Genomic DNA, 26,772 nt, shown 5'->3' with positions numbered 1-26,772 from the left:
TTCTATCGGGTGCTGCTGGTCAGGGTGCGCAGGCCGACGAGGATGCCGAGGCCTGCGGTGAGGAGTGCGGCGAGGAAGCCCCAGCCGACGTCGGCGGTGGCCAGGTGGCCGGCGAACAGGTCGCGTTCGGCGTTGACCACATGTGTCAGCGGGTTCGCGGTGGACAGTGCGCGCATCCAGGTCGGGGCGGCGGCGAGGGGGAGAAGGATGCCAGAGAGGATCATCAAGGGGAAGAGCAGGGTCTGGTGCACTGTCCAGAAGAGCCAGTCTTGGTCTCGGACAGCCAGGGCGAGGGCGTAGCTGAGCGAGCCGATCCCGAGCCCGAGAATGCCGAGCAGCAGCAGTCCGAGAAGCGCTCCGATCGGGTGGGGTCTGAATCCGAAGGGCAGCATGACGAGGATGATCACGGCAGCCTGGGCGATGAGCGGGGTGAACTCCTTGAGTGACTTCCCCAGGAAGAGTGCCGGGCGAGCCAGGGGCGTGACCAGGAGACGTTCGTGGGTGCCGTTCATCAGATCCATCTGGAGATTCGACCCTGCACCTGCGGTCCCGAACAGGGAGATCATCACCAGCACGCCGGGGACGAACCATGCCCACGAGGAACCGGCCTCAGCCTCAAGGAGCGGGCCGAACAGCACCAAGAAGAACAATGGCTGAACAAGACCGAAGACCAGTGAGAATGGGTCACTGACCACGGGCTTCAGTTCGCGAGACGCGACTAGCAGAGTGTCAGAGAAAAGGTTGCGGCGGACGCTCGGGGTGCTCATGCTTGCTCCTCGGTCGTTGTGGCGGCGTCGCGGAGGCTGCGGCCGGTGAGGGTGAGGAAGACGTCGTCGAGGGTGGGCTCATGGGCATGCGCGCCAGTGACGCTGATGCCCTGCCTGGAGGCGAGGCCAACCAGCCCGGGAAGCGCAGACCTCGCATCCCGTACCCGGATGTGGACGCTGCTCGCGTCGGTGGTCACATCGAGGACATCGGGGCGCTCTTCGAGCCGTGACGCCACGTTGCGGGCGGTGGACTCGTCCGTGGCCTCCAGGACGACGTGGCTGCCGACATGTGTCTGCTTGAGTTCGGTAGCGGTGTCGTCGGCGAGGATGCGGCCGTGGTCGACGATGAGGATGCGGTCGGCCATGGCATCGGCCTCATCCAGGTAATGCGTGGTGACGACGACGGTCATGCCGGTCTCGTCGCGGATTTGGCGGATGTGGTTCCACAGGTTTGCTCGGTTCTGTGGGTCGAGCCCGGTGGTGGGTTCGTCGAGGAACAGCAGGCTCGGGTGGTGCACCAGCCCCATCGCTAGATCGAGACGGCGACGCTGGCCGCCGGACATCTCCTGAGTGCGTCGCCCTTCCATTCCCTCCAGGCCGAACGTCATGAACAGTTCGGTCGCCCGACGTGTTGCGGTGGTCCGGTCGGCGCCGTAGATGCGTGCCTGCCCGATGACTTCGTCGCGGGCGCGCTGAGTGTGTCCGGCGCTGTTGCCCTGACCGACGTAACCGATCAGGGAACGCACCCGGCGGGCCTCGCGCGTCACGTCCATGCCCGCCACGCGCGCTGTGCCTGACGTGGGCGGCAACAGGGTGGTGAGCATCTTCATCAGCGTGGTCTTGCCCGCCCCGTTGGGGCCGAGAATCGCCACCGTCTGCCCTCGGGGGACGCGCATCGAGATGTCATCGACAGCGACCACATCCTGTTTGTCTGGGCCGGGGTAGACGCGCCGCAGCGCGTCCACCGCGATCATGTTCTGTGTGTCCTGAACCATGACTCCAGAAAACACGCTGTTGTGGTCAGGATATGACCGGAAGGAATCGTAGGGTGGAGCCATGTCTGCGATCAGCGCCCGCGTCCTGGAACTCCTGACGCTCCTGCAAAGCCGTAGGCACTGGAGCGGCCAGGAACTCGCACGCCGCCTAGAGGTCAGCCCCCGCACCCTGCGCCGCGACGTCGAGAGCCTGCAAGACCTCGGCTACCCGATCACCACCACACGCGGCACCGGAGGCGGCTACCAACTCGCCCCCGGCGGCTCCCTGCCACCACTGGTCCTCAACGAAGACGAAGCGGCCGCCGTCGTCATCGCCCTGAAGGAAGCCGCCACAGGCACCCATCCGACCGAAGCGACCGCGGCCGTCAGCGCACTCGCCAAGATCGTGCAAGTACTCCCCGCCAAGATCCGACGCCGGGTCGACTCCCTGCAACGAATGGCGACCCTGCCCGGCCCCTACGGCACACCCGCCGCGGTCGACACGACCGTGCTGACGACCTTCACCCTCGCAGCCCGCGATAACGAAACGGTCATCTTCGACTACACCGACTCCAAAGGTGCATCGACGAGCAGGCGCGTCCAGCCCCATCACGTGGTGTCTCTCGACCAGCGGCTCTACCTCATCGCCCATGACCTTGACCGGGCCGACTGGCGCATCTTCCGCATCGACCGCGCCAGCAACGCGCAACGAGCCCGGCAAATCTTTACCCCAAGACCTCTGCCCGTGGAGGACCCGGCCGAGTATGTCCGCAGTCGGCTCTACGAGACATGGACCGTCTACGAGGTCACCGCGACCGTCGAGGCGCCCGCCGAAGATGTGCAGGAGAAGCTCGGTGGCTGGGGCGAGGCAACCCCGGCCAATGAGAACTCTTGCGCCGTCCGGATTCCTACCAGCGACCTCGACTGGGCCACCTTCGCCCTCGCCGGGCTACACGCCCCCTTCACCATCCACGGACCCGAAGAAGCGATCACCCATGCCGCAGGGTGGGGCAGTCGCCTAACAGCCGCCGCCAGCAGCTGATCGAGGGGCCACGCGTCTTGCAGATCGAGGTTGGGAGGCTGCCGGCTCACCTGTGTGACGAGCAGGTGAGGGGTGGTTTGGGTGACGGTGTCGATGCGGGTGATGTCGTCGGCTGGCGATGTCGTCGGCTGGCGATGGCTACAAGTACCTGCTGCGCACCGTGGCGGCTGGTGATGGTGACCGGTCGCTGTCGACAGGGTGGTGGCCCGGAAGTCGGGCAGCGAGGTCATCAGTCCACTGAGAGTCATCCCTTGTGTCGGCTGTCCGAAGCCACTCGGTGAACCGGACCATCGACGGTCTCACTCGGCCCTGAAACCGGCACGGGGACGCGCAGCGACTCGCTGTAGAAGTGCGGCCCGATGTGGTTGGCCTGCGGGCCGCTAGCTGTACTGACCGGAGACGTTGATCAATCGTGAGAACGGCGGCTGGTTCCCGCACGCCGTGTGAGGCCGGTGCTGGTTGTAGTGATGTAGCCACGCCTGGAGGGCGTCGCGGCGCTCTGTCTCGGAGGTGTAGCAGCGGGCGTAGGCCCACCCGTCGGCCATGGTCCGGTGGAAGCGCTCTACTTTCCCGTTGGTCTGCGGCCGGTACGGACGGGTCCTCTTCGGCGTGATCGACAGGCACTCACAGGTGTCGCGCCACAGGTGTGACCTGTAGGCGCCGCCGTTGTCGGACAGGACTCGTTCGATGGTGACGCCGCGGTCGGCGAACCATTCGACGGCGCGGTGCAGGACGGCGACCGCGGTGATGGCGGTCTCGTCGTCGTGGACCTCGGTGTAGGCGACGCGGGAGTGGTCGTCGATGACGGTGTGCACGAACGCGTACCCGAGTTTCGGGCCGCCGTACTGACTGCGTGGCTTGCCTGGGGTGGCGGCGCGGTTTCTCTCGCCCTGACGCTGTCCGACGTAGCGCCAACCGCCGCCGTCGGGGATGTTCCCAATCTTCTTCACATCCACGTGCACGAGGGAGCCGGGATGCGGATGCTCGTACCGACGGATCGGCTCACCGGTCGCCCGATCACCATAGGACAACCGGTTCAGGCGTGCCGCAGTGAGGATGCGATGAACCGTAGACGGGGCGATACCGAGCCGTGCCGCGAGCTGGACGGGCCCTTCCCGCAGCCGCATTCGCAGACTGACGCACCGCTTCGTCACCGCCGGATCGGCCTTGTTCGGCGACGACTTCGGTCGTGACGACCTGTCGTGCATTGACTCGCCGGACAGGTAGCGGTCGACCCAGCGCTTGACCGTGGGCCAGGAGACCTGGAAGCGGGCGGCGACCTCGCTGATCGGGTAGCCGTCGTCGACGACGAGGCGGGCTACCTTGAGGCGGTGGCGCGGTGTCAGTGCCGCGTTCGCGTGTGGCATCGGATTCCTTGCTGGGGTTGGCATCGTTCGGCTGGGGGTGTCGAGCGTGAGGAGTAGTCCTCTCGGCGGGTCACATGTCGAGTCGTGCGGCGAGCGCTCGGCCGGTGTGGGTGTCGGTGGTGGGCAGGTCGGCGGCTGGTCCTTGGTAGGTGATGCGGCCGCCGTCGGGTCCTGCGTCGGGGCCGAGGTCGATGATGTGGTCGGCGGTGGCGATCAGGTTCAGGTGGTGGTCGGCGACGACGACGGTCGCGCCGTCGTCGACAAGGCGGTGGAGCAGGTGGGTCAGGGTGTCGACGTCGCTCATGTGCAGCCCTGTGGTGGGCTCGTCCAGCGCGTAGACGGTGGCGGAGTGCGAGATGCGGGTTGCGAGGCGTAGGCGTTGGCGTTCTCCTCCGGAGAGGGTGGACAGGGGTTGTCCGAGGGTGAGGTAGCCCAGGCCGACGTCGACCAGGCTGGCCAGCGGCGGGCCTGCGGGAGTATTGGTGTAGCGGGTGGCGGCGTCTGCGACCGGCAGCCCGAGGACGTCTGCGATCGTCAGGCCGTCCAGCGTGTGGGTGAGCACATCTGCGGTGTAGCGGGCGCCGTTGCAGGTGGTGCAGGTGACGGGGACGGGGCTGCTTCCGGGGGCGTCGAGGTAGGTGACGCCCAGGCCGGTGCAGTCGGGGCAGGCGCCGGCGCTGTTGGCGCTGAACATGGCGGGCTTGAGTTTGTGTCCGGGGGTGCTGCCTGCTTTGGCGAAGGCGTCTCGGAGCCAGTCCATGACGCCGGTGTATGTGGCGGGGGTCGAGCGTCGTGATCCGCGGATGGGGCGTTGGTCGATGATTGCGATGTCGTCGCGTCGGGGCAGGTTTGCCAGCAGAGATGTCTTCCCGGCGCCGGCGACGCCGGTGATGCAGGTCAGGACGCCCAGGGGGATGTCGGCATCGAGGTGGTGCAGGTTGTGGGTGGTGGCGTCGCGGATGCTGAGGGTGCCGGTGGGGGTGCGGGGCGTGGTGTTGATGGTGGGTCGGGCTGCGAGGGCTTCGGCGGTGGGGGTGTGCGCGTGGGTGAGCTGGGCAGGGGCGCCTTGGAAGGTGATGGTGCCGCCGGCGGTGCCAGCGCCCGGGCCTAGGTCGATGACGTGGTCGGCGGCGGTGATGACGTCGAGGTGATGCTCGACGACTAGGACGGTGTTGCCCTTATCGCGTAGTGCGTGCAGGAGCGTGACGATCTGGGCGGTGTCGTGGGCGTGAAGGCCGGCGGCGGGTTCGTCGAAGACGTAGGTCAGGTCGGTGAGGGCTGAGTCGAGATGCAGGACGGTGCGGATGCGTTGTCCCTCACCGCCGGACAAAGTGGAGGTGGAGCGATCCAGGGCGAGGTAGCCCAGGCCGACGCGGGTGAGATTGGCCAGCAGGGACTGCAACTGGGTGATGAGCGGTGCTGCGGTTGGTAGGTCGAGGTCCTCGAGCCAGCGGTGGAGGTCCGTTGCGGCCATGGCGTGGCAGGTGGTGATGGGGGTGTTGTCGATGGTGCAGGCGCGTGCGGCTGTGTTCAGGCGGGTGCCGGCGCAGTCGGGGCAAGGACCGGTGGTTGCGACGCGCTCGAGGGCGTCGCGCACGCGTGGTTTGAGGGCAGCGGGGTCTTTGGACAGGTACAAACGGGTGATCTTGGTCAGGACTCCTTCGTAGGCCATGGGGTAGGTGCCGGTATCGACGTTCGGTCCGGTGCCGGTCAGGAGGTGCTCGAGCTCGGCTGGGGTGTATGACTGCACGGGCTTGTCGTTGTCGAAGGCCCCGCTGCGGGCGTAGACCTTCCAGAACAGGGAGCCGACGGCGAAGTTGGGGAAGGTGATCGCCCCGTCGTTCAACGACAGGGATCGGTCCAGGACGAGATCAACATCGAGGGTGGCGGTGCGCCCGATGCCTTCGCAGGCCGGGCACATCCCGGTGGGAGCGTTGAAGGACAGCGCGTGAGGGCCGGGTACGGGTGGGGTGCCGTGCCCGGCGTAGAGCTGGCGCAGCAGGGACCAGGCGTCGGTCGCGGTGCCGACGGTGGAGCGGGGGTTGGCGCCCAGGGGCGCCTGGTCGACGACGATCGAGGCGCTGAGTCCTTCGAGGGTGTCGACGTCGGGGCGTGGCAGGTGGGGCATGAGGTTTTGGACGAAGGCCGGGTAGGTCGCGGCGAGCAGCCGCTGGGACTCCGCTGCGATCGTGTCGAAGGCCAGGGAGGACTTGCCCGATCCCGAGACCCCGGTCACCACGGTGAGCTTCCTCTTGGGGATATCGACGTCGACATCGCGCAGGTTGTTCGTGCGGGCGCCGCGCACCCTGATGACGCCGCTGTCCGACATGGGCTGCTCCTGGTGGGTCTTGGGGGTCATCGGTTCACTCCTGGTGGGTCGCTGCGGTCTTGGGCAGGGCGAGCATCGCGACGGCCGCAAGCAGGTAAGTGGCGACCTGCCAGGGCATCGCCTGGGCCAGTGCGTGAGCGAACAGCTCGGCCGGTGCTGTCGCGGGGCCAGCGCTCGAGGTGGCGTTGAAGAAGACAGTGCCCAGGACGGCGACGCCGACCGCGCCGCCGATCTGGTTGACGGTGGACAGCACCCCGCCGGCGGCACCTGCGCGGCGGCCGGGAACACCGGCCAGGACGACGTTGACCAGGATCGGCGCGGCCAGTCCCAGGCCGAGGCCGCCGAGGAACATGGCGGCGGCGAGGGGCCAGTAGCCGGGGGTGGCGCCGTCGCGGACGAGCCACCACAGCAGCGCCTGAGACGCGGCCAGAGTCAGCGAGCCGGTGACGAGCAGGGCTCGCCCGGCCCTCGCGGCGAGGGCGACACCCGCACCGGAGGTGAGCATCGAGCCTAGGGCGTAGGGCAGGATCACCAGGCCCGTGTCCCAGGCCGAGCGGCCGGTTCCGGCCTGCAGGTAGATCGACAGGACGAGGAAGAACGAGGCGAGGCCACCGAAGAACAGCACCGACGCGCCCAGGCCGGCGACGAAGGGTCGGACCTTCAGCAGGTCGGGGGCGAGCACAGGCTCGCCGCCGCGGCGTGCGAGGGCGCTCTCGAAGCGCAGGAACCCGGCCAGGACGAGTACGCCGGCGGTCAGCAGAGCCCAGCCCCAGGTGGGCCAACCCCAGTCGCGACCCTGGACGAGGGGCAGCAGCACCAGCAGCACCCCGACGGAAGCGAGCAGGGCACCAATGACGTCTAGGCGCGAGTGTGCCGCAGCGCGGGACTCGGGCAGGACCCGCCAACCCAGCACGAGAGCGACAACGGCGACGGGGATGTTGATCCAGAAGATCGTGCGCCAGCCCAGGCCCGCCAGGTCGGCATCGACCAGTGCTCCGCCGACCAGGGGCCCAGCGACCGAGGCCAGGCCCTGGACGGCTCCGTAGGCGCCGAAGGCCTTGGCCATCGCCGCCGGCTCGAAGGAGGAGCGGATGATCCCGAAGACCTGCGGGACCATGAACCCGCCCGCGAGTCCCTGGAGTGCCCGAACGGCGATGAGCGCACCTGCGGTCGGGGCGAGGGCGCATGCGGCCGACGCGACGGCGAAGGCGGTCAGGGCGGCCAGGAACACCCGGCGCCGTCCGTAGTCGTCACCGATGCGGCCACCGGTGATCAGGCCCGAGCCCAGCGCCAGGGTGTACGCGGCAAGCATCCACTGCAGCTGTGACGGTGACGCGTGCAGATCCGCTGCGATATGCGGGCCCGCGACCGTGACGATGGTGACGTCGAGCAGGTCCATGAACGAGGCGAACAGCACGACCAGCAGCGCGAGCGAGGCCGCCCGGCCGCCGACCCGAGCATCCGCTGCGGTGTCTTGAGGAGAAGTCATGGACTGACCATGCCGCTGGTTCAGGACATCGAATGACCACAACTAGCGCCATGCTGGGGGCATGGCCGATACCTCCGCCCGCATCCTGCGGCTGCTGTCACTGCTCGAGGCGCGCGTCGAGTGGCCTGGGGGCGAGCTCGCCGAACGGCTCGTGGTGTCGGCGCGGACCGTGCGCCGCGATATCGACACGCTGCGCGAGCTCGGCTACCCCGTCGAGGCCGTCCCCGGTCCCGGCGGTGGCTACCGGCTCGGCGCCACCGGCAAGCTCCCGCCCCTGGTGCTGGACGACGACCAGGCCATCGCCATCGCGCTGGCCTTGCAGACCGCACCGGCTACCGTGACCGGAATCGACGACGCCGTCGCCAGGGCGCTGACGACCTTGCGCCAGGTCATGCCCGCGCGGCTGCGCGCCGCCAGCGAGGCCTTCGAGGTCACCGCATTGCGCAACTATTGGGAGTTCTCGGCGCCACCCATAGACGTCGCCACACTGCAGGCAGTCGGGTCCACGATCCGCACGAGCTCCTGCCTGCGGTTCGACTACGCCGACCCCGACGGGCGGGTCCCCGCGCCGGGCGACGCCAACTTCCGACCGCCCCACGACGTCGAGCCCCACCACCTCGTCGTGTGGGCCGGCCGCTGGTACCTCGTCGCCCGCGACCGCAACCACGCCACCTGGGGCACCTACCGGGTCGACCGTATCCGCCCCAAGACCCCCGCCGGCCGCCCCTTCACCCCCGCCCCTCTCGACCCCGACGACCTGAACCGGCTCGTCGTGCAGAACCCCGACCGGGGCGACACCCCCGGCCAGTGGCAGTGCGTCGGCACCGCGACGCTCGCGCTGTCCGCGGACGTCGTCGCCCGCTGGGCCCCCGGCGGGTCCGTTGTCGCCCCCATTGACCGGCATTCTTGCCGCCTGACGATCGGGGGGTGGTCCTGGGCTGGAGTCGCTGGCCTCTTCATTACCTTCGACACGGACCTCACGAATGTCGAGCCGTCCGAACTACGCGACGCCTTCACGAGCATCCGGCGACGCCTGGAACTTGCCTCGCCGGCGAGACTACGCCCACGACGCCAAGAATGACGGGCACATACCCGTCCCGAAGAGCCAGGATTCTCCGTACCCGCCGCCACGATGACGTCGCTGGCTGGCGCACAGCCGGTCGATCAACGTCCCCGGTCAGTACAGCTAGCGACGTCAACTGGAAACCGAGCCATAGGTCAGGTCACGGTGTCACCTATCCGTGCAGCAGTCCCAGCTGGCTTCCCATTCCAGTGGTGAGCTCATCCGTGCGAGCACTTCCCAGTCGGGACCTTTCGCTTGAGCCATCGCTCAGGTTGATCCGTGTCAGCTACCTGGGCCTCCCCAGGCGAGTTGTCAGCTGTCTGAGCACTCCCACGGCTCCGCCAGACGATCGAGGGCACTACGATTCTGGTACGACAAGGGGCCACCCCACCCGTGTTGCCGGATGTGGGCCGCGGTGGCCGTGGAGGTGTGAGCGTATTGTGATGGCGGAAAGCCCGCACTTGTTGCTTGTGGCGGACTGTGACGGTGTCGACGACATCATCGCCGGTCTGTCCAGATTCGGTTATTCGGCTTCCTGTTCCGACACCGTGACGAATCTCGGTGCACAGCTGTCGAGCGTCGACGTCGTGTTGGTCGACACCGACCTTCAGGAATTCGACGGATTGACCCTCTGCCGCGAGATCCGCCGGTCGAGCACTATTCCCCTCATCGGCTTCACTCAGCCCGCCGAACTTAGTCGCGTCCTCGCCTTGGAGGCAGGATGCGACGACTGTATGGACAAGCCATACCGTGCTCGGGAGTTAGCGTCCCGTGTCCAGGCACTGTTGCGCAGAACGCAGAAGCGGTCGTCACCGATCCTGATCGTGGGGGAACTGACCCTGATCCAGGCGCTCCGGGAGGTGCGCATGGGCGATGAACTCGTGGAGACGACACCGAAAGAGTTCGACCTGCTATTTCTTCTCGCCTCCGAACCGGACCTGGTCTTCACGCGGGGGGAGCTGATGCAGCGAGTGTGGGACTACCCGGACGATGCCGCAGATCTCACCCCCCTCGCCAGTCGCACCATCGACACACACGTCAGCAGCCTGCGGAAGAAAATAGGTTCACCGGACTTGATCCTGACAGTTCGCGGTGTGGGATTCCGGTTCAACGGTGGGTTCTCACACTAAGCCCAGAATTTCATCGGGTGAGGATGTCGACGTAGTCGGCGCTGTTGCCATGTGAGCGGGGTCGATCTTTGCAGGTGAGTACGACAGTGGCCGAGATGCCGCTGTCGGCGGTCGTCGTCTTCCACGGGCGATCCAGTGATGGGGCCGAGTTTGCTGCCAAGGTGAGGCAAGGACGGCGACCCTTCCAGGTCAGCCTCTGACTCATGGTCGTATTGGTGACGAGCGCAGTCAGCCGGTAGCCGCCGATGTCCTCGAATCGCAGCTGGACACCCGGGCGTGGCTGTTTCCGACACCGGCGTCGGTGCAGCGACGGACGAACTCCGCGATGATGCAGTCCGATTCGCGGGCGATGTCATAATTGTTGCAGACCTCGTCCAACATCTCGCTCAGTTCGGCATGGGCGCGCTGCGCGACATCGTAAGGGGTCGAGGAGAAGGCCACTGTTTGGTACAGCGGATTGAACAATTCCGGGTGTTGTTCGTGGATGCGGCGCTCAAGATCTTTGCGTGCGTGGAACCCGGGATCGTCGACGTCGCTGGACAACTCCTGAAGATTGCGCATGGAAAGGTCAGCCAGCGCGTGGCCTGGGCTGGTCCTCTCGGCGCTGTATTCTTGCGTCAACGTTGGAGCTGACCGGGCTAACCCTCCCGAAAGTGCTGCCTGTTCGACAAGCCGTGTCACCGCAGCGACATCCTCGAAACTGCAGTTGATTCCCTGACCTAGGAAGGGAACGACCGTGTGGGCGGCGTCGCCCACGAGGATTGTTCGACCGTGGTGGTAGGGATTCATCCTGACAAGGCGCAGCTGTCCGGGAGTTCGCTGCGTCAATTCAGTCTCGACGTGCGCCATGCAGCCGGCGACGTCGCCGAATTCGTTCGAGCAGTAGTCGGCGACTTCTTCCGGCTCCGCCAGGCCCTCGAACCAGCTGCGACTGTCGTCGAGTGGCTTGAACAGGCTCGTGGTGAACGTACCGTCGCAGTTGGGTTGGGCCTGCAGGAAGTGGTCTCCCCGAGGCCACAGATGCATCCCGCTCGGGTCCGCGCCAGAGAAGTCCATCGTGATCTCGGCGTGTCCGTGAGGAATGTGCGCGGTGTCGACTACCACCTCAGTCGGATGGGCCCTCGCGATCGCAGTTCTGACAGCGCTTTCCGCACCGTCACAACCGACGATCAGGTCGGCGGTGAGCCACTCACGCTCACCATCGGCACTTTCGACGAGGACGGCAGGACGTTGCGAGTCCACGTCGACGCAGGCCGTGCCGTATCGAATGTAGGCCCCTGCATTCGTCGCCTCCTCCTGCAACAGGTCCTGCAGACGAGATCGGGGGATGGACAGGAGGTGATGTTCGACCGACGTCCCATAGGGCTGCGTCGAGATCCCCCCGTCCCGGTGGTGGATGATTCGCTTGTTCAGGACAGCGCCCCGCAAGTACAGGCGTCGTCGGACCGAATCAGGCAGACCGCGCATCCCTCTTTCCGTCAGGGTCAGATTAAAGGAGAGCCCTGAACCAGTCTGCGAGAGCTCGGTTCTGCGCTCTACGATGGAGACCGACACGCCGAGACGTCGAAGATTGAGGGCGAGGGCGCAGCCCACTGGACCGGCACCGACGATTAGTACCGAGTCCGACCGATCACACATGACGTCGCTCCTTGCCGTTTTGAGGGGTAGGGGTGGGTGGGGTTACCGCTCCACGAGCGGCGAAGTAGGCGAACATCCGGTGGAGCCAGGCCGAGTCGGCTGACGGGATGGGGTGTCCGAGAGCAGACAGCGCCTCCTGGGTTCGGGTGTTGTCGAACCGTTGGTTCCCGAGGCGCATCACGCCTTCGCGCATCATGGGCACCAGGGAGGCCAACTCTGCATTGGTGTTGGCTCCGTCGTCCGTCGCAACCCTCTCGACCGCTGTTAACCAGTCGTCTGGATCGACGGCGGTGAGGTCGTACCCCTGGGAACGGACGGCGTGGACGGCCTCGTCCCAGGGCAGAGGGCGTGCGTTGTGCAGGTGCCACGTCGAACACGATCCGTCGCCGTCCTTCTCGGACAACAACCGCACCGCTCGTGCGACATAGTCCGCCGGGAGGAGGTCCGAAGGCGGCTTGTCGGCAAGGTCCCGCGGGAAGGAACCGACCTCCGTCATGGCCTTCAGGTGCAGCCAGAGGAAGTCGTCTGGTCGACACGCGCCGCTTCGACTGTGCCCACCGATTCGGCCGATGCGATGGATCGTCACCGGAAGACCCGCATCGCGGGCAGCAGAGGCAAGATGATCCGCCACCCACTTGCTCTGGGAGTAGCCGATGCCCAGCGACGCCGGGTCGCCCGGAACGGTCAACTCGTTCACGACCGGGGGGGTCGAGTCCGGGGGGAAGACTCCCACCGTGGACATGAGCCGCATCGGCACCCTGTCCGCAGCGCAGAACTCCAGCAGTTTCAGCACCCCGTCGACGTTCGTGCCACGCACCGAAGCGTAGGGTGCGACGAAGTTGATGTGGGCGGCGGCGTGGAAGACTTCGCAGACATCCTGGGGTCGGAGACCGATGTCGTCGCACAGGTTTCCCGGGAGGATACGCACGGAATCAGCAAGTCCCGGATCCAGGGCGTAGTCGAGGCAGGCGCTCCGCAACCGTTCGCGGCCTTCGGACTCATCGGCAGCCCTCACGAGGCACCCCACATGTCGTCCCGCCCGGACCAGTTCGTCGAGCAGATGTACTCCGAGGAACCCGGTCGCCCCGGTCAGAAAGACGAGATCACCTGACCCGGTGCGCCGCGGTGCGACCTCGAACCCGGCGGGTAGGGTGGCGTCCCCCGCGAGGTCTAGGGCATCTATCCCGCCTCCTTGGAGACGCTCCGCCATTCCCCGCACGGTTGGGGTGCTCATGAGTTGTGACAGGGTGATCTCGTCGCCGAACCGCTGCTGGACGGCGCGATGTAGTCTCGCCGCCAGGAGCGAATAACCGCCGAGGGCGAAGAAGTCGTCGTCGATCGAGGTCGGTGCCGCCCCGAGCAGCCCGGCCCACAGTCGGGCGATCTCGGCCTGGCGGTCGTTCATCCTGTCGGGGGCTGGTAGGTCTCCATGTGGATCCCCATCAGTCGGATCGGCGCCGATACGCGCTGCGAGGGCCGCCCGGTCGGTCTTGCCACTCGCGGTCACCGGGATGTCATCGACCCTTGTCAGACGTTGAGGGACGAGGTAGGTCGGTGTCGTCGCGGTGAGGCGTGACCGCCAATCCGTAGGAAGGTCCCTCGACGCGGTTACGAAGCCGTGCAACGTCCGGTCCGACCCCGCGGGGACGGCGACCACCGCGGCCTTGTCGACGTCGAGCGTCCGTTCGATGATGGCCTCGACCTCGGCAGGCTCAACACGGAACCCGCGGATCTTGACCTGGTCGTCAGCACGGCCCAGACAGTGGATGCGACCGTCGGGGGTGAGGACGACGACGTCACCCGTCCGGTACATCCGCTGTCTGTCGACCAGCGGGTCGTTCACGAAACTGCGCGCGTTCTGTTCGGGCCGTCCGATGTAGCCGGGAGAGACGACGGGGCCCGCGATGCAGAGCTCGCCTTGGACCCCGACGGGAACCGGGCGGTCACCGTCCAGGACTCGGGCATCGACCCCCCGCACCACACGACCGATTGGGGGGAAGGTCGGCCAGACGTCGACGTCGGCGCTGAGCCACTCTCCCGTGCAGAGGTGTGCCTCCGACGGTCCGTAGACGTTCGCAAGTCGAGCGTCCGGACGCTGCCGAAACATCGCACGGAGATCATCCGTGATGACGAGGCGTTCCCCGGTTGTGTAGACCTCACGTAAGTCGGGCAGGGCAGGACCTCCATGGGCCAACACGGCGGCAAGCTCCCTCAAGGCGACGTAGGGGAGGAAAATTCTCTCCACCCGGTGACGCTCGAGCAGGTCGGCGAGTTCTGCGAAATCTGTCCTGGCCGACGCCGGCGGGATGACGAGAGCTGCGGAGGTGCACAACGTCCCGAAAACTTCCTCGGCGAAGACGTCGAACGCGGGGTTCATGTACTGCAGAGTCCGCAGGCGACGTCCTCCTGAGAGTTCGTTCTGCGCGTGAACGAGGTTGGAAAGGGTGGCCTCGGTGATCTGGACCCCCTTGGGACGCCCCGTCGAACCCGAGGTGAACACGACATAAGCGGTGTCCGAGGGCTTCTTGCGTCCGGCCAGTTCGACGTCCTCGTCCGTCGTCTCGACGTCGGAGAGCTGCAGGACGTCCCGATCGTCGGGGACAGCCGCCGGGCCGCTCGCGACGACGAGGTCGGGGTCGCTGTCCTCCAAGGTCGATCGGGTTCGCTCGGCGGGTTGGGTCGGATCGAGGGTGACGTAGGCTCCGCCCGCGCGGAGGGTCCCCAGCACGGCGACGATGAGGTCGGCACCGGGTGGCAGGAGGAGGGCCACGCGGTGGCCGTCCCGCACCCCTCTGGAGGCAAGACCACGGGCTGCGGCATCGACGCGTGTGGACAACTCGGCGTACGTGAGCTCCTCGTTCTCTGTGATAAGGGCGATGCTCGATCCGGACGTCTCCGCCGTCGCCACAAACAGGTCCGCAGTCAGCTCCGTGCCGATCTCCGGTGCGTCATTGCGCCGCGACAGTCCCGCGAGCTCAGTGTCCCGAGTTGGTTCGGGCCGGTCGAGGTCGGCGAGCGGCGTCTGTGGTGACGTGAGGATCTGTTCCGCCACGGCGACCAAACGATCCGCCAGACGACGGGTGAGATCGTCGGCCCCCGTCGCTGCGGAAGTGTGCTCCGTGATGAGTGTGTCTCGCTGGGCCCCTTCGTTGACCACGAGGGCCAGGTCGTACTTGGAGCCACCGGGTCGGTACTCCCATGTGTCAACACCCCATCGTGGCAGTTCGAGCTCTCGGGAGGCTGCCGGCATGACGGTGATCATGGCCGAAAAGGGCTCTGCACGTGAGTCATGGTCGGTGTCCTGGCGGAGTGCCCCGACGACAGCGTCGAGTGGCGCGTGTCGGTACCGCAGGGCCTCGAGGACGGACGACCGGACTCCGGACAGGATGTCGGCCGCCGTCGACTCCGCCCCGGTCCGGCTGCGGAGGGTGATGGTGTTGGTGAGGTGGCCGATCGTGTCGGAGTCTTCCGGTTCACGCATCGTGACCGGCATGCCGAAGAGCACGTCCTCACGGCCGGTCTGCCGATGGAGGACCGTCGCAAACACGGCCGAATAGAACATGCTCGTAGTGACGCGCTGAGCACGGCAGAACTCCCGAATGCGCTCGGTGAGCTCGTCCGACAGCTCCACGGAGGCGGCATAGTGGTGTGAGTGCAGCATGGGCACGTCGTCCCGGGGGCTCTCGCAGGACGTCGATGGCAGCCCGATCCGGGGTGGTTCAGGGGCTCCGGCGAGGCGCTCTCGCCAGTACCCGAGGACTGCCTGTCGCTCGTCCTGCCACCGCATCGACCAGCGCTCGTATGCAGTGCTGGCTGTGGCGCCGTCTCCGACGGCGTCGATGTCGTCGCCGTCCTCCAGGAGGGCGTAGATCGCTTCGAGGCGGCGAAGGAACGGTCGCCAGGACATGCCGTCGAAGACGGAGTGATGCACGTTGAACACGAGGCGGCTGCGGTGGGCCGTGGTGAACCGGAGGTGTCGAACCCGCACGAGCGGTCCGGTCTCGAGGTCGAAGACACCGTTCGCGACCTCGTCCACCATGTCGGTGGCCCATGCTTCCGCCGCGTCCGCAGGACCTTCGTAGGAGTGGACGTCGACGAGTGGCGAAAGCTCGTCGTGGACGACCCGGAACAAGGTTCCGTCGTCATCCATGGTGAACGTAGTGCGGAGTGCTTCGTGCTCGGAATGTACCTGCCGGAGAGCCTGTTCAAGCGTGTGGTGGTCCAGTAACTCCGGGACGTCGAGGACCAACGGCTGGTTGTACGCGGTCGGGTCCGCGCCATAGACGGTTGCGAACCATAGGCCGGGCTGCGCCGGTGAGACCGCACACCTGAGGGTTCCCGGCTGTTCGGCGTCTGCGGTCATTTCAGCTCTCCTCTCGCTCGTGACGGATGTGGTTGGCAATCCCTCTGGGCGTGCCGGCCGTAAAGAGGTCATCTGGAGACAGCTGGACCCGGACGGACTCCTCCAACCGGGCTCCCAGGTCGATGAGATGCAGTGACGTCACGCCGAAATCGAGCAGGTCGTCGTCGGCACCGATCGTGCGGATGCCTGTGACCTCACCGACGAGCAGGGTGACGATCTCGACGAGACTCTCGCCGTCAGCGGCCGGGCCGTCGACGGACGCCCCCTGCGGGGAGGTGGCGACGTGGTCGCCCTCAGCATGTGCCGTCACAGAGGCAGAACCGGCGACTTCCGAGGTGTCCTCGGTCGCCAGCCCCTCGGCCAAGGCCTGGCGGTCGACCTTCCCGTTGGCGTTGAGCGGGAACTGCTCCAGCGGATGCAGGTGCGTCGGCACCATGTAGTCGGGAAGCGCTTCCCGTAGTGACGTCATCAGACGGCTCCGGATCTCGTCGGCGTCCTGCACCGTGAACGACAGGTGGAGTTCTTCGGTTGCGGTGTCACCGGGATGCTTTTGGACGACGGCGCGGCCGACGCCGGGAACGGCCTCGGCGGCGAGCTCTACCTGTCGCGGTTCGACACGAAAACCGCGGACCTTGATCAGCTGGTCCGTGCGGCCCGCGAGGATAACGGCCCGGTCGTCGCGCATGACAGCGAGGTCGCCGGTCCGGAGCACGAGGGCGCCGTCGACGTCGACGAACCTGGCCGCCGTTCGTTCCGGATCGTCGATGTAACCATGTGCGAGGCCGGCACCGGACAAACACAACTCGCCTGTCTCACCGGGCGGAACCTCGCGTAGCTTCTCGTCTCGAACCGACATCACAACGCCTGGCATGGGGTGTCCGACCGGGATCGCCCCGGCCTCGCTCGTCAGGTCCTCCTTCGTGATCTCGTACACGGCGGTCAGTGCGGAGTTCTCCGTGCACCCGAAGGCGTTGAACACAGTCCCCTTTGTCAGGTCGACGGCGCGGACGAGGTGGTCCTTGGACGGGAAGTCACCGCTGACGATGATCCAGCGCGCCCTCGCCACCATCTCGGGGTAGCCGTCGACGAGTCGGTTGAAGAGGCCGACGGGCAGGTTGAGGACGGTGACCTTCTCCGATTCGGCGATCCGTGCCATCTCAGACAGGCTCGGAGCCTCCGGGGGTGGCACGACGAGCCGCCCCCCTCGCAACAGACACGTCCAGATGTCTGTGGTCGAGGCGGCGAACGACGGCTGAGCTAGCTGCAGGAACACATCACCCGGCCCGGGTTCGTAGCCGCTGAGCCCCCGACAGACACGGGCCAGTCCCCGGTGCACGATCTCGACGCCCTTTGGTGGGCCCGTGGACCCCGAGGTGAAGAGGATGAAGGCGGGGTCTTCGGGGCCCGGTCCGGGAGTCGATAGATCCGCAGGTGTCAGGGCTTCCTCGAGAAGGGTCTCGAGCCGCACGACCTGTGCGGCGTCGACCCCGGGCACGTCCTTCCCGGAGGTGACGGTGAGATCGGGCCGGGCGACACTGACGAGGTCAATGAGGTGGGATTCTGGGTGACCTGGGTTGAACGGGACGACAGTGAGGCCAGCCTGCAGGATGCCGATGAAGAGCGGGTAAAGCTCGGGGCGGCGTTCCATATGGACCCCGACCCGTTGCCCCGCGGTGAGGCCGCGCGCCTGGAGTGCGGTCGCGAACCTGCGGGCCAATACGTCGAGCTCGGCATAGGTCCAGCGCACGTCCGCGCTGCTGAGAGCTTCACGGTCGCCGAGGGTGGCGACGGTGCTCGCGAAGGCCTTCGGGACCGTCGCCGTGAACAGGTCCGTCGCGGATGCGTCGGTCGTAGGGGTCGTCATGCTGGTCAGCTCCTTCTGGCCAAGTGGCGGCCTGTGACGCTGTCGGTTTCGGAGGCGAGGGCCGCCGGTCTGCCACCGAAGACCACGTGGCCTCCGGCGGCCCCGGCCCCGGGGCCGAGGTCGATGACCCAATCGGAGACGGCGACGACGTCGAGGTCGTGCTCGATCGCGATGACGGTGTTACCTGCGTCGACGAGGCGGTCGAAGAGGCCGACGAGGTTACGTACATCGGCCATGTGCAGGCCCGACGTCGGTTCGTCGAAGACGAACACAGCACCGTGATCGTTGAGGCGACTGGCCAGTTTCACTCGCTGCCGCTCCCCGCCGGACAGTTCCGACAGGGGCCTGCCGAGAGTCAGATATCCGAGACCGACGTCGACGAAGGAGGTCAGCCGGGCACCGATGCCGTCGTCGTGCAGGGCGTCGACCGCCTCGTCGATCGTCATCTGGAGAACGTCGGCGATGGTGCGCCCGTCCACCGTGTACTGGAGGGCTTTCGGGGAGAAGCGGCGACCCTCACAGGTCTCGCAAACGACCGTGATCGGGTCCATGTAGGCCATGTCGTGGGTGATCTCGCCGCGCCCTCGGCAGGCGGGGCAGGCACCGTCACCGTTGAAGCTGAACAGGCCGACGCCCACGCCGTTGGCCTTGGCAAAGACGCGCCGCACCTTGTCCCACACCTTGGCGTAGGTCGCCGGTGTCGATCGGGGGTTGATACCGGCCGGACTCTGATCGATGAGGACGACATCGTGTTGCCGGGGCAGGACCTTCGTGGCGAGGGTCGACTTGCCGGACCCCGCCACGCCGGTGATGGCGGTGAGGACCCCCAGAGGGAAGTCGACGTCGACGTCGCGGAGGTTGTGCATCGTGGCGTGACGCACGGGCAGCCACTGCTTCGGGTCGCGGAGAGCGCGGAAACGCGTGAGCGGCTCCCGCAGTTCCGCACCTGTCAGGGTGTTGCTCTTCGCGAGGTCAGCCGGGGTGCCCTCGAACGTCACGCGTCCCCCCTTGGCACCGGCACCGGGACCGATGTCGATGACGTGGTCGGCGGCCTCGATGATCGACCTGTCGTGCTCGACGACAAGCACGATGTTCCCCTTGTCACGCAGTTGATGAAGGAGGGAGAGGACGCGTTCGACGTCGTTGGCGTGCAGCCCGGTGCTCGGTTCGTCGAACACGTAGGTCATGCCCGTGAGGCTAGATCCGAGATGCTTGACGATCTTCAGGCGCTGCCCTTCTCCGCCGGAGAGGGTGATGGACGGACGGTCCAAAGACAGGTATCCGAGGCCGACATCGTTGATCCGACGGAGGGCCGTGAGGAGAGGATCCGTCACCGACGATCTCACCATCTCCTCGGGGAGGTCCGTGAGCCAGTCGACGAGCTCGGTGACCTGCATGGCAGAGACCTCGGCAATGTTCCTGCCCTGGATCCGGGAATCGAGGACCGCACGTGACAGGCGGGTGCCTCCGCACGCAGGACACGGGGCTTGTTCCACTACGTGCTCCACATCCGCGCGTTCGCGGGGTTTGAGGGAGTCCAGTCCGGGCGCGATGTACCGCCGGGTGAACCGGTCGACGACTCCCTCGTAGTCGTTGACGGCGACATTGCCGCGGTCGTCAAGACGAGCGGTCTGGAATCCGCCACCATGGAGGAGTAGTTCCCATTCCTCGTCGCTGTATTCGTCGAGAGGGCGTGTCGCGTCGAACAGCTTCTCGCCGAGGTCCTTGGAGGAGGACGACCCGGAGTGCCGGTGGGCGGTGGCGTACCGCTTCCAGTAGTTCGTCCCCACGGCGAACGCAGGATGGGTGATGGCACCGTCGTCCAGTGATTTGGAACGGTCGATCAATTGTTCGATGTCCACGGTCAGAACCTGGCCCAGACCCTGACACTCGGGGCACATTCCCTCGGGCGCGTTGAAGGAGTAGGCCGTGGACTCACCGGCGCTCGGTTCTCCGTACCGCGAGAAGAGGACGCGCAGCATGGGGGAAACCTCGCTCAGGGTCCCGACCGTGGACCGTGAACTGCGTCCGATGCCCTTCTGATCGACGACGATCGCCGGTGCCAGATTGTCGATCCGTTCGAACGGTGGCCGCTCGAATCGCGGGAGCCGGTTCCGGATGTAGGGCGGAAAGACCTCGTTGAGCTGCCGCTGAGACTCAGTGGCGATCGTCTCGAACACCAGCGACGACTTGCCCGACCCGGAAACACCGCTGACGACGGTCAGCGCGGGGGACGGGATCGCGACTGAGACGCCCTTGAGGTTGTTCGTCCTGGCGTCGTGGACGACGAGGGATGGGCGTGATTGCTTCACGAGGCTCTCCTTGAGTGGTGGATGACGACCGGTGATTGTGGGTACGGCTCCGGTGCCGTGGCGCTTCCTCCGTGCCGTGTCGCTGTCACTCCTCGGGGTGTCGTTCGGTTGCGGCGTGCGAGGCGGCCCCGGTCGGGGCCGACGGTCCTGGGCGCTGCCACGCGGCCGGGCCGCCGAGGCGTCCTCCACGCGTGAGAAGCGATGCGGCAAAGTCGGTCATCGGCAGCTCTGTGTACTCCGCGACCCGGGTGAACCATTCGGCGCTGAGTCGCCCGCGGGACTGTGCCTCCTCGACCGGAGGACGACGTTTGGACTCGTAGCGTTTGAGTGCCGTGCGCAGTGCGCTCTCAGCGGAGAGGGCGTCGTGGAGCGCTACGGCGTCCTCCAGGGCCAGCGTGGTGCCGGACCCGACCGAGTAGTGCGCTGTGTGAGCAGCATCGCCAACGGCCACGACGTTGTCGAGGGACCACACGTCCAGGGTCTTGTCGTGGAAACGCCGCCACGCCAACGAGTCGTGACCGGGTGCGCACCGGATGCCGAGGCCGAATATTTCCGTGACCTGGTTCAGGTCGAGGTCTGCCCTGCCCTCCAGAAGAAACGTGCTGGCTGTGGTGGAGTAGGGGTAGACGTGAGCGGTGAAGGTACCCTGCGGGGTTCGCCGCGTGATGAACTCCATCCCTTCGGTGGCGCGGTCCAGGCCCAGCCAGGCGAAGGGCGGTCCGATGACGGTGTCGGAGCCAGAGAGGCAGCTCGTCGATGCCACCGATCCCACACCGTCCGCGCAGACGACGAGGTCGTACACGCGGGCCAGGGCCTCCAGCGCCGGCGCCTCGTGGATTCGCAGACGGACCCCGGCCTCCTCGCTCTCGCGCCAGAGGAGGCGGTTCAACGTGGAGCGGGCGATTGCCATTAGCTCGAGGCCGGCAGGACTGGACCACTGTTCGTCGTCGCGGCGCACGGTGATCCGTCGTCCTCGCACGGAGGCAGCGGCGACGCTCTCGGCGACCGCGGTGCCGAGCCGACCGAGCGCCGACACCGCGCCGGGCGATAGCAACACTCCGAAGCCGACGTCCCTGAGCGGCTCGCGCTCCCAAAGGACGACCTCCTCGGCGACGCCGTGTCTCCGCAGGAGCGCTGCGATCATGAGACCGGCTGGGCCTCCCCCGACTACGGCGACCCTCATGCCTGGATCACCTCCGAGAGCTGGGCTGCGACGGCGTGAGTGGAGGGCATGGCCGCCATTTCGTCCCGCACGTTCTCGGCGGCGCCACGCAGCGCAGGATCCGCCAGGGCCGTCCGGACGGCGTCGGCGAGATCGGTGGAGTCGAGGTCGTCGAGGTCGACCGTGGTGCCAGCACGACGGGCGACCACCGACTGCATGTTGGACATGTTCACGGTACCCGGCATGGGGATTCCCACCTGGGGGATCCCGGCAGCGAGCGACGTGAGGACGGTGCCGGAGCCACCGTGGTGGAGGATCGCGTCGGAGTGTTCGAGCAGCAGACTCAGCGGCAACCACTGTTCCACGCGAACGTTCGCGGGCAGTGGTTCGGGCAGGCGATCAAGTTTGACGCCCCCGGAGAGGACGACGATCTCGCAGTCGGTCCCGTCGAGTGCCTCGATGATCCGGCGGTAAGTCTCGCCTCGACGAGCCAACGCGTCCGTGGATCCGCACGTGAGGACGATGCGTGGCGAGGTGGAGGACTTTTCCAACACCCACATGGGCACGTCCGAGGCGCCGTTGTACGACCCGTACCGCATCGTGAACCGGTGTTCGGGCCGGCCGTTGTCCCACGGCATCTCCGCATGGTTCACGAGCGACGGAGGGAAGACGTCGATCTCGACCTGTGCCTCGGACAGCGAGTCGGGCAGGTCGCTCCGCTCCCGCAGGATGTGGTCGAGGGCAGGGGTGAACGTCGGCAGCGGCGATCCATACCCGTGCAGCACGGCGGTCGCACCGAGTTGGCGTGCGGCGACGAGCGCTGCGGAATGGATGCCAGGGTAGACGACGGCGTCGGCGCCCCAATGACGGCCGATGTCGACGAGATCGTCGAGCATCCTCAGGCCGACCTCACCGAACAACCGGCCATGAACCGTCAGCGCATCCTCATCGAGAGTCTCCTTGCCCGCGTTACCGTCGGCGAGGGTCTGCAGCAGGCGGTCGTACGGCGCACGGGCGTCCAACCGCCCGCCCGCGTCGACGGTGCCCACACCTGCACGGCGGGCGGCCTCTGATGCGGGGCCGGTGGTGGCGAACAGGACGGAGTGACCGTCGAGCTGCAGTTGCTGGGCGAGTGGCACCAGGGGCATGAGGTGCGAGGGGACTGGCATCGAGGTAAACAGGTACTTCATAGATGGCTCCCTCCTATCGGTGCGGCGGCCGCGTCGGCGCGTCGCATCGCGGCGAACGCCGCCCGGCCGACCGAAGTGGATCCGTCGAATCGGGCGAGGGGCAGGGTGAAGTGATCGTGGTTGTCCACGATCTCGGTCCGAACCGGGACGTTGAGGGTGCGAAGGTGCGTCGCGTACCGCTCCTGTTGCCGCAGGTATGTCTGCGTCTCGAAGCGGCCGACGGACAGGTGCACATCGTCGCAGGCCGGGGCGGCCATCCGTGTCGGACTGGCTGCCGCGGCCGCATCCTCGGTCAGCCCGACGGCGTCGTTGACATACGTCCGCGGGATGTCGGCGAGGTCGTAGAGTCCGGACATCAGGTGCGCGGTGCTCACGCGCGGGACGTCGGAACGCGTGAGCGCAGCCGCGAGGAGGTGTGCTCCGGCGCTCGAGCCCGCCACGTGGATCCGGCCCCCACCGATACCGAATCGATGGCCGTCCGCGAGGACGTACCGCAGGGAACGGGCGACGGAGTCGATCATCTCTTCCAGGGACCGCGTCGGCGCCAGCCCGTATCCGACAGCTACGTAGGAGAACCCTGCGCGGAGGGAGTCGTCAGCCGCGAAGCAGGCGTCGTCGATGCTCGACTCCTGCCAGTGCCCGCCATGGACGAACACGAGGGTCGGTGCCGTCGCCCCGGATCCGGACGGGAAGATATGGCAGATCTCGGCGTCGGACGCTCCGTACCGGATGCGTTCGTGCACCTGCCGCCGGGTGCGGACGAGGTCGCCGACTCGACGGTAGTGCTGCAACGTCGCCGCCATGTCCTTCGCCATCGTGCTCGGCGAGTACTCCCGGTCGAGTGAGGGGTCACCGACGCTCGGCTGCTGATCAGGAAGGGTCGCGCGGTCCATGGATGCGGCGTCCTTCGATGACCCCGTGCGGTGTCCAGCTGGTAGAGGGGGTGCGGGTCACATCGCCGAATCCGGCGTCCGCGAGCCACTCCTCGTGTTCACGCCACTCGTACAAGGTGGAGGCGCCCGCCGGGAGAGTCGTGAAGTACACGCTGTCCAGGGCTGTGTAAAGTGGCCCGGTTCCACCGTCGTCGCTGAAGGCGTTGAACACGACGACACGCCCGCCATCGGGCAGGGCGTCGTACGCGCGACGGAGCAACTCTCGATTTTTCTCCGGCGACCAGATGACGAGCTGGTGCGCAAAAAGGATCAGGTCGTGCCCCTCGGGGAAGGGATCAGTGAACATGTCACCCACGTGGACCGAGATCCGGTCCGACAGCCCGCTCGTCTCGATGGCCGACCGGGCCACGTCCACCGCGCCCCCGAGGTCGAAGACTGTGATGTGGAGGTGAGGGTGGGCCTTCGCCAAGGCGATCGCATTGACCGCGCTGCCACCGCCCACGTCGAGAATCCGGTCGACGTTGCTGTAGTTGACCCGATCCAGCAGGACGGGATTGGATAGCTCGGACCATGCGGTCATGCCGCGGAAGAAGAGGTTCTCGAGCTCGGGGTTCTGCTCGAGCCGTGTGTAGAGGTCGTCACCGGTGCCGGGCAGATGCTTGAGGCCGGCGTTGCGACCCGAGCGGAGCGATTCGGTGAACTCACCGGCGGGCAGGTAGGTGAGGCGGTGTTGGGACTCGACGATGTCGCGGATAAGGGGCCATGTGCCGTCGTCCATCGCCTGCCGGATGTGATCGTCTAGCCGGTACACGCCGTCGTCCACCACCGTGAGGCCGAGGGCGGTGGTGCCGAGGAGCAGAGTGCGGGCCGAGCGACCAGGAAGGTGTAATCCCTCCGCGAGTTCCTCGGCTGTCGCCGGGCCGTTCTGCCCCAGGAATTCGAACAGTTGTAGCTCGCAGGCTGCGCGCAAGTGTTGGAACGCAGCGAACCCGAACATGGTCGGGATGAATTGCGTGAGGTCGGCCGTCTTGGTCACTGGAAGGACTCCTGTCGGTCGTGGCGCGGCCGTCGCGCCGTGATCGGTGATCGATCAACGTGTGAAGTGGCTCTTGTGAAGCGGGGCCGGAAGGAGGAGACGAACCCTGCGTCACGCGGCTGCAGCTCGGTCACAGCCGACTCCGAAATGTCCACAAGTCAGGGAAGAAGCGGTGTTCATTGGCCGCCCGGACCCAGGAGGCGCCGTCGGTGCCGCCCGTACCGCCCTTGCCGCCGAGCATCCGCTCGACCGTGAGGAGATGCGCGGCCCGCCAGTGTGAGAACTGGTAGGCCACCTCGGTGAGTGACTCGGCGAGGCGGTGGGCCGCCCGGTGTCGCGACGGGTCGCGGTAGATCGTCAGCCACACGTCCTCGACGCCGGCGTCGGGCTCGTGCTGGTCTCCCGCCCGCGCTAGTACGGCCTTGGGTACGTCGTACCCAAGGCGGGCGAGGTGGCCGAGGGCCGCGTCGTACACCGAGGGTCGAGCCAGCTCGTCACGAACGCGTGGATGCCCGTCGTCGCGGGCGGCGCGGACGTGTCCTGCCGGGCGGTTGCCCATGAGGAACTCGAGTTCCCGGTACGCGAAGGATTGGATTCCTGAGGCATCCCCGAGGACGTCGCGGAAGGCGACGAACTCGTCCGGTGGCATCCCATTCATCGTCTCCCAGCACGCGACGAGGACGCGTTGCGTGCGGCAGGCGCGACCGAGGTCAGCGCAGGCGGCCTCGGTGTCGTCCTCGCAGAGTCGGGAACGTGCCTGGTCGAGATCGTGGATGAGCGCCCGGAACAACAATTCCTGGACCTGACTGATGAGAATGAAGGTCAGTTCGCCCCGGACATCGCTGCGCGGTCGTGCAAGGTCGTGCAGCGTGTCCATGTGGGCGTAGGCCACGTATTCGGGTACCTCTGTGTTCGTAGTCATGCCACCTCCAACACGTCTTCGATGATCCGGGCGGCCGAGTAGACCTGTTCGTGCGTCAGGATCAGAGGGGAGAACGCGACGCGGAGGAGGTCCGGGCCGCGGGAGTCGACGAGGACGTTGCGCTCGAACAGGATGCGTTCTGCCTGATCGGCGTCCTCGTGTCGCAGAGCGAGGTGGGCCCCTCGTCGACTGGGGTCGATAGGAGTGACGATCCGCTCTGCGAGGTCCGGGCGGCGTTCCGTGAGGACGTCGATGAACGTCGTCGCCAGGTCGACGGACCGCCGATGGAGCTCGGCTGTCCCCACCTCGACGAGAGGCGTGAGTGCGTGATCCAGAGCCACCAGAGAGAGCACCTGGGGGGTTCCGATCCGACCGCGGTCGATGGATTCGGCCGGTCGGAACGTCGCCGACATGATGAAGGGTTCGGCGTGGCCGTGCCACCCGGTCAGGGGGAGATCGACGGTGTCTCGACGACGCGGTGCAACGTACAGGAATGCCGGCGCTCCGGGGCCGCCGCCTAGGTACTTGTAACCACAACCGACCGCCAGGTCGACACCCCAGGCGTCGAGTTCGACGGGGAGCACCCCAGCTGCGTGGCTGAGGTCGACGACGGACACGGCACCGCTGGCGCGGCATACCCGCGTCAGCGCTGCGATGTCGCGACGGTGACCGGTCCGGAAGTCCACCGGAGACGTGAGCACCGCCGCGACGCGAGCCCCGTGCGCGGTCACGGTCTCGGGAAGGTCATCGGCCGGTACCGTCACCACATTGCACCCGAACATGCGGGCCGTGGATGCGGCCATGTAGTGGTCGGTGGGGAATGCTTCTTCCTCCACGAGGAGTTCGTTCGCGCAGCCCTCCACGCGTCCGTCCGCGCCCATGCGGAGGGCTGCGATCAAAGCGTTGAACAGCACGGTCGACGTGCTCTCCCCTGGCACGACGATGCTGCCGGGGGTCGCCCCGACGAGACCGGCGATTTTGTCCCCGACCGTGCGCGGCAAGCTAAGCCAGCCGTCGCCGAACCATCCACCGATCTGTCGGGAGGCCCAGGTCGCGGTCACCTCCGCAAGCCGGTCGTCAAGGTCGATCAGGGCCGGGCCCAACGAGTTGCCGTTGAGATGTACCAGCCCTTCGGTGCGATAGCGCTCGGCGTAGTCGGTCAGCGGGTCCGAGGAATCATGACGACGGGCCGCTTCACAATTGGCCAACACAGTGAACTCCTGTCGATGTG

18 protein-coding genes are annotated in these 26,772 nt (G+C 66.8%); 3 read left to right on the top strand and 15 right to left on the bottom strand.

Annotation, left to right across the window (positions count from 1 at the left end; translation table 11 throughout):
- Positions 1-2 precede the first annotated feature (2 nt).
- On the bottom strand, positions 3-767 hold the full coding sequence (locus tag AA983_RS14210; protein ID WP_047312957.1) for an ABC transporter permease: 765 nt from the start codon (positions 765-767) through the stop codon (positions 3-5).
- Positions 764-1,762: an ATP-binding cassette domain-containing protein gene (locus tag AA983_RS14205; protein ID WP_082128958.1), complete on the bottom strand. Its 999-nt coding sequence runs from the start codon at positions 1,760-1,762 to the stop codon at positions 764-766. The genes AA983_RS14210 and AA983_RS14205 overlap by 4 nt, the downstream gene beginning before the upstream one ends.
- A 61-nt stretch (positions 1,763-1,823) precedes the next feature.
- Between AA983_RS14205 and AA983_RS14200 the strand changes: the two genes are divergently transcribed.
- The gene (locus AA983_RS14200) at positions 1,824-2,783 is read left to right on the top strand and encodes a YafY family protein (RefSeq protein ID WP_047312956.1); all 960 of its coding nucleotides are present in this window, start codon (positions 1,824-1,826) and stop codon (positions 2,781-2,783) included.
- A 380-nt stretch (positions 2,784-3,163) separates the two neighbouring features.
- Here the strand turns inward: AA983_RS14200 and AA983_RS14195 are convergent, their stop codons facing one another.
- The 3 genes from AA983_RS14195 to AA983_RS14185 form a co-directional block, all read right to left on the bottom strand.
- On the bottom strand, positions 3,164-4,150 hold the full coding sequence (locus AA983_RS14195; protein WP_047312955.1) for an IS481 family transposase: 987 nt from the start codon (positions 4,148-4,150) through the stop codon (positions 3,164-3,166).
- Positions 4,151-4,220: 70 nt separating this feature from the next.
- The gene (locus AA983_RS14190) at positions 4,221-6,509 is read right to left on the bottom strand and encodes an excinuclease ABC subunit UvrA (protein WP_047312954.1); all 2,289 of its coding nucleotides are present in this window, start codon (positions 6,507-6,509) and stop codon (positions 4,221-4,223) included.
- Between the two features lie 4 nt (positions 6,510-6,513).
- Positions 6,514-7,968: an MFS transporter gene (locus AA983_RS14185; protein ID WP_047312953.1), complete on the bottom strand. Its 1,455-nt coding sequence runs from the start codon at positions 7,966-7,968 to the stop codon at positions 6,514-6,516.
- Positions 7,969-8,029: 61 nt separating this feature from the next.
- Here AA983_RS14185 and AA983_RS14180 point away from each other — a divergent pair, with 61 nt between their 5' ends.
- Together AA983_RS14180 and AA983_RS14175 are read left to right on the top strand one after the other, a co-directional pair.
- Positions 8,030-9,049: a YafY family protein gene (locus tag AA983_RS14180; RefSeq protein WP_047312952.1), complete on the top strand. Its 1,020-nt coding sequence runs from the start codon at positions 8,030-8,032 to the stop codon at positions 9,047-9,049.
- 425 nt (positions 9,050-9,474) lie between these two features.
- Positions 9,475-10,161, top strand: a complete 687-nt coding sequence (locus AA983_RS14175) for a response regulator transcription factor (protein WP_082128956.1) — start codon at positions 9,475-9,477, stop codon at positions 10,159-10,161.
- Between the two features lie 228 nt (positions 10,162-10,389).
- Here AA983_RS14175 and AA983_RS14170 read toward each other — a convergent pair whose 3' ends face one another.
- The 10 genes from AA983_RS14170 to AA983_RS14125 all read right to left on the bottom strand — a co-directional run bounded on the left by AA983_RS14170 (position 10,390) and on the right by AA983_RS14125 (position 26,752).
- Positions 10,390-11,799 carry an NAD(P)/FAD-dependent oxidoreductase gene (locus tag AA983_RS14170; protein ID WP_082128955.1) on the bottom strand — a complete coding sequence of 470 codons (1,410 nt, stop codon included), beginning with the start codon at positions 11,797-11,799 and terminating at the stop codon, positions 10,390-10,392.
- Positions 11,792-16,162: a non-ribosomal peptide synthetase gene (locus AA983_RS14165; protein ID WP_082128954.1), complete on the bottom strand. Its 4,371-nt coding sequence runs from the start codon at positions 16,160-16,162 to the stop codon at positions 11,792-11,794. Before AA983_RS14165 ends, AA983_RS14170 begins: the two co-directional genes overlap by 8 nt.
- 1 nt (position 16,163) lies before the next feature.
- Positions 16,164-18,026, bottom strand: a complete 1,863-nt coding sequence (locus tag AA983_RS14160; protein WP_047312951.1) for a non-ribosomal peptide synthetase — start codon at positions 18,024-18,026, stop codon at positions 16,164-16,166.
- Positions 18,027-18,031: 5 nt separating this feature from the next.
- Positions 18,032-20,338 carry an excinuclease ABC subunit UvrA gene (locus AA983_RS14155; RefSeq protein WP_047312950.1) on the bottom strand — a complete coding sequence of 769 codons (2,307 nt, stop codon included), beginning with the start codon at positions 20,336-20,338 and terminating at the stop codon, positions 18,032-18,034.
- An 85-nt stretch (positions 20,339-20,423) separates the two neighbouring features.
- Complete coding sequence (locus tag AA983_RS14150) at positions 20,424-21,521, bottom strand: FAD-dependent monooxygenase (protein ID WP_129666659.1); 1,098 nt, start codon at positions 21,519-21,521, stop codon at positions 20,424-20,426.
- Positions 21,518-22,648, bottom strand: coding sequence for a glycosyltransferase (locus tag AA983_RS14145; protein ID WP_156170466.1), 1,131 nt, complete (start codon positions 22,646-22,648; stop codon positions 21,518-21,520). The genes AA983_RS14150 and AA983_RS14145 overlap by 4 nt, the downstream gene beginning before the upstream one ends.
- Positions 22,649-22,686: 38 nt before the next feature.
- Entirely contained in the window at positions 22,687-23,583 is an 897-nt protein-coding gene (locus AA983_RS14140; RefSeq protein ID WP_047312948.1) for an alpha/beta hydrolase, read from the bottom strand.
- On the bottom strand, positions 23,561-24,619 hold the full coding sequence (locus AA983_RS14135; protein ID WP_304413401.1) for a methyltransferase: 1,059 nt from the start codon (positions 24,617-24,619) through the stop codon (positions 23,561-23,563). The genes AA983_RS14140 and AA983_RS14135 overlap by 23 nt, the downstream gene beginning before the upstream one ends.
- A gap of 130 nt (positions 24,620-24,749) precedes the next feature.
- Positions 24,750-25,541 (bottom strand): tryptophan 2,3-dioxygenase, encoded by a 792-nt coding sequence (locus tag AA983_RS14130; RefSeq protein WP_047312947.1) that lies wholly within the window; start codon positions 25,539-25,541, stop codon positions 24,750-24,752.
- Positions 25,538-26,752, bottom strand: a complete 1,215-nt coding sequence (locus AA983_RS14125; protein ID WP_197079031.1) for an aminotransferase class V-fold PLP-dependent enzyme — start codon at positions 26,750-26,752, stop codon at positions 25,538-25,540. Before AA983_RS14125 ends, AA983_RS14130 begins: the two co-directional genes overlap by 4 nt.
- Positions 26,753-26,772 lie beyond the last annotated feature (20 nt).

Source organism: Dermacoccus sp. PE3 (genome assembly GCF_001021715.1).
In the GTDB taxonomy this organism is placed as follows: domain Bacteria; phylum Actinomycetota; class Actinomycetes; order Actinomycetales; family Dermatophilaceae; genus Dermacoccus; species Dermacoccus abyssi.
Note: the sequence above shows the minus strand (reverse complement) of the source record. Positions and strands in the feature narration are given on the sequence as shown.

Coding starts and splice junctions, on each gene's coding strand:
- AA983_RS14210 (WP_047312957.1), bottom strand. CDS start 767: ATGAGCACCCCGAGCGTCCGCCGCAACCTTTTCTCTGACACTCTGCTA.
- AA983_RS14205 (WP_082128958.1), bottom strand. CDS start 1,762: ATGGTTCAGGACACACAGAACATGATCGCGGTGGACGCGCTGCGGCGC.
- AA983_RS14200 (WP_047312956.1), top strand. CDS start 1,824: ATGTCTGCGATCAGCGCCCGCGTCCTGGAACTCCTGACGCTCCTGCAA.
- AA983_RS14195 (WP_047312955.1), bottom strand. CDS start 4,150: ATGCCACACGCGAACGCGGCACTGACACCGCGCCACCGCCTCAAGGTA.
- AA983_RS14190 (WP_047312954.1), bottom strand. CDS start 6,509: ATGACCCCCAAGACCCACCAGGAGCAGCCCATGTCGGACAGCGGCGTC.
- AA983_RS14185 (WP_047312953.1), bottom strand. CDS start 7,968: ATGACTTCTCCTCAAGACACCGCAGCGGATGCTCGGGTCGGCGGCCGG.
- AA983_RS14180 (WP_047312952.1), top strand. CDS start 8,030: ATGGCCGATACCTCCGCCCGCATCCTGCGGCTGCTGTCACTGCTCGAG.
- AA983_RS14175 (WP_082128956.1), top strand. CDS start 9,475: ATGGCGGAAAGCCCGCACTTGTTGCTTGTGGCGGACTGTGACGGTGTC.
- AA983_RS14170 (WP_082128955.1), bottom strand. CDS start 11,799: ATGTGTGATCGGTCGGACTCGGTACTAATCGTCGGTGCCGGTCCAGTG.
- AA983_RS14165 (WP_082128954.1), bottom strand. CDS start 16,162: ATGACCGCAGACGCCGAACAGCCGGGAACCCTCAGGTGTGCGGTCTCA.
- AA983_RS14160 (WP_047312951.1), bottom strand. CDS start 18,026: ATGACGACCCCTACGACCGACGCATCCGCGACGGACCTGTTCACGGCG.
- AA983_RS14150 (WP_129666659.1), bottom strand. CDS start 21,521: ATGAGGGTCGCCGTAGTCGGGGGAGGCCCAGCCGGTCTCATGATCGCA.
- AA983_RS14145 (WP_156170466.1), bottom strand. CDS start 22,648: ATGCCCCTGGTGCCACTCGCCCAGCAACTGCAGCTCGACGGTCACTCC.
- AA983_RS14140 (WP_047312948.1), bottom strand. CDS start 23,583: ATGGACCGCGCGACCCTTCCTGATCAGCAGCCGAGCGTCGGTGACCCC.
- AA983_RS14130 (WP_047312947.1), bottom strand. CDS start 25,541: ATGACTACGAACACAGAGGTACCCGAATACGTGGCCTACGCCCACATG.